This is a genomic window from Sporomusa sp., assembly GCF_057736855.1.
Genome location: NZ_JBYKYF010000345.1, coordinates 1 through 2,926, shown reverse-complemented (window position 1 = coordinate 2,926; position 2,926 = coordinate 1). Strand labels below are relative to the sequence as shown.

General features: G+C 39.6%; 6 protein-coding genes. All 6 read left to right on the top strand.

What is annotated here, in order from left to right; translation table 11 throughout:
* Nucleotides 1-393, top strand: a 393-nt coding sequence (gene fliN, locus AC29Z1_RS15920; protein WP_488272437.1) for a flagellar motor switch protein FliN, incomplete at its 5' end; no start/stop codon positions are given.
* A gap of 38 nt (nucleotides 394-431) precedes the next feature.
* Nucleotides 432-794, top strand: coding sequence for a response regulator (locus tag AC29Z1_RS15915; RefSeq protein ID WP_488272436.1), 363 nt, complete (start codon nucleotides 432-434; stop codon nucleotides 792-794).
* Between the two features lie 20 nt (nucleotides 795-814).
* A complete protein-coding gene (locus tag AC29Z1_RS15910) occupies nucleotides 815-1,390 on the top strand; it encodes a FliO/MopB family protein (RefSeq protein ID WP_488272435.1) in 576 nt (191 codons plus the stop codon).
* 93 nt (nucleotides 1,391-1,483) lie between these two features.
* On the top strand, nucleotides 1,484-2,176 hold the full coding sequence (fliP, locus tag AC29Z1_RS15905) for a flagellar type III secretion system pore protein FliP (RefSeq protein ID WP_488272438.1): 693 nt from the start codon (nucleotides 1,484-1,486) through the stop codon (nucleotides 2,174-2,176).
* Nucleotides 2,177-2,188: 12 nt separating this feature from the next.
* Entirely contained in the window at nucleotides 2,189-2,458 is a 270-nt protein-coding gene (gene fliQ, locus AC29Z1_RS15900; protein ID WP_488272434.1) for a flagellar biosynthesis protein FliQ, read from the top strand.
* A gap of 45 nt (nucleotides 2,459-2,503) precedes the next feature.
* Nucleotides 2,504-2,926, top strand: a 423-nt coding sequence (locus tag AC29Z1_RS15895) for a flagellar biosynthetic protein FliR (RefSeq protein WP_488272433.1), incomplete at its 3' end; no start/stop codon positions are given.

Sequence of the window (2,926 nt, the reverse complement as noted above, 5' to 3'; positions counted from 1 at the left end):
CCCCAACCCCAACCCCAACCCCAACAATCAACACCTGCTTACTCTCAACCACCAGCACAACAACCGGCCCCAAATGTTGCAGTACAGCCTGTTCAGTTTGCACCGTTAAAACCAGGTGGTATATCGGGTGATAATACTAATATTGGTCTGCTGTTAGATGTGCCGCTCCAAATCACAGTTGAGTTAGGCCGAACCCGCAAACTAATACGTGAGATTCTTGAATTAGCACAAGGTTCAGTGGTAGAACTTGATAAACTGGCCGGAGAACCAGTAGATATTTTAGCTAATGGTAAACTGATTGCCAAAGGGGAAGTTGTAGTTATTGACGAAAATTTCGGTGTGAGGATTACTGATATAGTAAGTCCTTTAGAACGAGCTAATAATCTTCAGTAGCAATTTAAATTAATTCGACATAAGGAGAGATAAGGTTAATGGCCATTAAAGTGTTAGTTGTGGATGATGCTGCGTTTATGCGGATGATGATTAAAGATATTTTAACGAAAAACGGCTACGAAGTTGTTGGAGAAGCAGAAAACGGGGTTAAAGCACTGGAAAAATATCAGGAACTAAAGCCGGATTTAACCACAATGGATATTACTATGCCGGAAATGGACGGAATTACAGCGGTAAAAGAAATTAAAAAAATCGACCCCAATGCAAAAATTATTATGTGCAGTGCAATGGGACAGCAAGCGATGGTTATTGAAGCCATTCAGTCAGGGGCTCGTGATTTTATCGTTAAGCCGTTCCAGCCTGACCGTGTTCTAGAAGCTGTTCGCAAAGCTGTTGGTTAGAAGAAGGGATTTATTTAACGATGCGCAGCAAATTTCATGTTAGCGGCAGTATCGTATTAATTGCTATTGTTTTGTTACTATTGACAGGCCAGGTATTGGCAGCCGCTGAAACAGGCGAATACTTAAAATATCAGGAGCCTCAGCCTACAGCTTCATCCTGGCTTGCGACAAGTAGTTATATTATATCGTTACTGTTAACTTTTCTGGTAGTTCTTGGTCTTGCATATTATACATCGAAGTTTTTGGCTCATAAAATGTCGCGGGTCGGAGGATTTGGCGGTAAAGTTTATTTTACTTTACCTTTGGGACCTAATCGTGCTATTTATGTGGTTGAGATAGCAGGTAAGTTTCTAGTTCTAGGGGTTACTGAACATAATATTACGTTACTCAATGAGATTACCTCATTAAGTGAGATTGAACACCTGAAAGCCCTTCAATCTACGGCTAATACTTTACCACCTGAACAGTTTGGCAATATTTTTCGCCGTCAGATTGTCTCACTTAAGCAGATGCAAAAAAAATTTCCCCTTGTTTTCGGTTCAGATACTTCTGTAATTGATGAGAAGGAACCAGAAAACGATAATAGGAAGAGGTAACTATCAATGTTACGAAGGATTATCACCTATAGAAAAATATGGCATTGCCATGTTTTATTGTTAGTTGCGATTTTAGTAATTGCTTTTCCGTCAATGGCTAATGCGGCGCCGTTGATTCCCAATATTACTATCGGAGTAGAACAAGCCAATAATCCTCAGGATGTTGCTCTTAGCCTGCAAGTTCTGTTAACACTAACGGTGCTTTCATTGGCACCGTCTATTTTGGTTATGATGACATCCTTTACTAGAATTATTGTGGTGTTATCATTTATGCGCAGTGCGTTAGCAACGCAGCAGATGCCACCCAATCAAGTGTTAATCGGATTAGCATTGTTTTTAACTTTTTTTACTATGTCTCCGTATTTTGATCAAGTAAATAAGAATGCACTTCAACCGATGCTTGCTGGGACGATAAGTCAGGAAACTGCGCTTAATGAAGCCATGATTCCCATGCGCGAGTTTATGCTCAAACAAACTCGCGAAAATGATTTGGCTTTATTTGTTAATATGGCAGAAATTCCTCGCCCTGAATCACCGGCAGATGTTCCTACTTCAGTGCTCATTCCGGCTTTTATTATTAGTGAACTTAAGACTGCGTTTCAAATTGGTTTTTTAATTTACATTCCATTTATTGTTATTGACATGGTGGTGGCTAGTACCCTAATGGCTATGGGGATGATGATGGTGCCGCCTGTCATGATTTCGTTACCTTTTAAACTCTTACTGTTTGTACTGGTAGATGGTTGGCATTTAGTTGTCCGCTCATTGCTCAGTAGTTTTAATTAAGGGAGGACGCTTATGTCAGGAGATATGGCTATTCAATTAGGCCGTAATGCATTAACTATAGTTATGCTGGTTTCGGCTCCAATGCTAATTCTTGGCTTGTTGGTTGGGATTATGGTAAGTATATTTCAAGCGACAACCCAAATACAAGAACAGACGCTTGTGTTTATTCCTAAAATTATTGCGGTTTTTGTTGCTATACTTATTTTTGGTCCGTGGATGCTGAGTATAATGGTTGATTATACTAGAGAGTTATTTATGAGTCTGCCAGCCATGGTTCGCTAACTGGAAGAGCAGCAGTATTTCTACATAGATAGGTGGTAAGCAATATTGGATTTGTTTACTTTACTGCAAAACCAGTTAGGATTTTGCCTGTTGATTTTTGCTCGCCTGAGCGGGATTTTCTCGACAGCCCCGGTATTTGGTGCCCGAAATGTCCCGGTGATGGTTAAAGCCGGATTGTCGTTACTACTTTCCTATATATTGGTACCGCTATTAATTGATACAAATATAAATATGCCGGAAGCCTTATTAGCTTATGTGGCTTTAGTTATTGGTGAATTTTTAATTGGATTAATTATTGGTTTTGCCTGTTCATTCATATTTCATGGAATTCAGATGACGGGCGCCCTGCTAGATATGCAAATTGGCTTTGGCATGGTGAATGTCTTAGACCCGTTAATTGGCCAACAGGTTCCTATTATTGGAAATTTTAAATACATTTTGGCAATGTTAGTATATTTAGCAAGTAAT